Origin of the sequence: Methylosinus sp. R-45379 (assembly GCF_001644125.1) — a bacterium.
In the GTDB taxonomy this organism is placed as follows: domain Bacteria; phylum Pseudomonadota; class Alphaproteobacteria; order Rhizobiales; family Beijerinckiaceae; genus Methylosinus.
Genome location: NZ_LUUM01000059.1, coordinates 1 through 1,454 on the forward strand (window position 1 = coordinate 1; position 1,454 = coordinate 1,454).

A 1,454-nucleotide genomic window follows, 5' to 3' on the forward strand; every position below is an offset into this window, starting at 1 on the left:
GCTCGCATTGCATCGGGCTCGAAATCATCATCGACGCGCTGGCCGAGGCGGGAATAGCCGTTCGCGTCGTCGCGATCGGCAGCATGGGCGGGCTCGCGGCCGCACGGCGGAACGAATGCGACATTGCGCCGATCCATCTGATGGACGAGAAGACCGGGGTCTACAATGCGCCCTTCCTCGGACCGGAGCAGCGCTTGGTTCGAGGATGGCGCCGCATGCAAGGCCTCGTCTTTCGCGCCGGCGACGCCCGCTTCGAAGGCCGCGCCGTCGAGGCGGCGATCTCTGCGGCGCTGGCCGATCCCACCTGCCTCATGGTCAATCGTAATCAGGGCTCCGGCACGCGTATCATGATCGATCGACTAATCGGCGCCGCGCGTCCGAATGGTTATTGGAATCAGCCGAGCTCACACAATGCCGTGGCGGCGGCGGTCGCGCAGCAGCGCGCCGATTGGGGGGTCGCGATCGAGCCCGTGGCGCGCGCCTATGGATTGAGTTTTCTCCCGATCGGCGAGGAGCATTATGACTTCGTGATCCCGCTTTCGCGGTGCGAGGTCCCCGCCGTTCGCGCCTTCATCGAGGCGCTCGGCCGAGAGGATGTGCGGAGGGAGTTGGGCGGCATGGGCTTCACCGCCGGCGCGCCGAAAGAAAGCGAGACGCCATGCGCGTGATCGGCTTCGCCGGCTGGAGCGGCGCAGGAAAGACCACGCTCATCGTGAAACTGGTTCCGCTTCTACGCGAGCGCGGCCTCACCGTCTCGACGCTCAAGCACGCGCATCACAATTTCGACGTCGACAAGCCGGGCAAGGACTCGTGGCTGCATCGCGAGGCGGGCGCGACGGAGGTGCTGGTCTCATCCTCCAATCGCTTCGTCCTGATGCACGAATTGCGCGGCGCCCCGGAGCCGCGTCTCGCCGATCTGTTGCGGATGCTCGCCCCCGTCGACCTGGTTCTGGTCGAGGGCTTCAAGACCGATCCGCATATCAAGATCGAGGTTCATCGCGCCGCCAATGGCAAGCCCTTTCTCCATCCCAATGACGAGACGATCGTGGCGCTGGCGAGCGATCTGGCGGAAGGCGCGCTTCCTCACGCCTCGCTCGACGATGTCGAGAGAATAGCAGATCTGATCGACGCGCACGCTCGCCCGATAGACGAGACCATAGCGACGCTCGAAACAGCGTATGCGAGCTTTGATTCCGAGAAGGATTAGACATGGCGCAGCTCGGCAAGGACAGTTTTTCGGCCGGCGAGAAGCCGATGCGCGTCGATGACGCGGTCGCGCTCCTACTCGCGCGCATCCCATGCGTCGAGGGACTCGAGAGTGTTTCGCTCTTTGCCGCCGAGGGGCGCGTTCTCGCCGAGGCGCTCGTCGCGCCGATCGATTTGCCTCGCTTCGACAATTCGGCCGTCGACGGTTATGCGGTTCGCTTCGGCGATCTGACGCCGGGCGCCGAGAC

The 1,454-nt window shown here is 64.9% G+C and carries 2 protein-coding genes and 1 pseudogene; all 3 read left to right on the forward strand.

Annotated features, from left to right (window positions below; all coding sequences use genetic code 11):
* On the forward strand, positions 1-668 hold a 668-nt coding region (locus A1351_RS03710), incomplete at its 5' end, for a substrate-binding domain-containing protein (RefSeq protein WP_305791299.1).
* Positions 659-1,207, forward strand: a complete 549-nt coding sequence (mobB, locus tag A1351_RS03715) for a molybdopterin-guanine dinucleotide biosynthesis protein B (RefSeq protein ID WP_024881983.1) — start codon at positions 659-661, stop codon at positions 1,205-1,207. The genes A1351_RS03710 and mobB, both read left to right, overlap by 10 nt.
* Before the next feature lie 2 nt (positions 1,208-1,209).
* Positions 1,210-1,454, forward strand: a pseudogene (locus A1351_RS03720) (molybdopterin molybdenumtransferase MoeA); the annotation flags it as partial.

Bases quoted from the DNA above. Each gene is read 5' to 3' on its own strand.
- mobB (WP_024881983.1), top strand. From the start codon at position 659: ATGCGCGTGATCGGCTTCGCCGGCTGGAGCGGCGCAGGAAAGACCACG.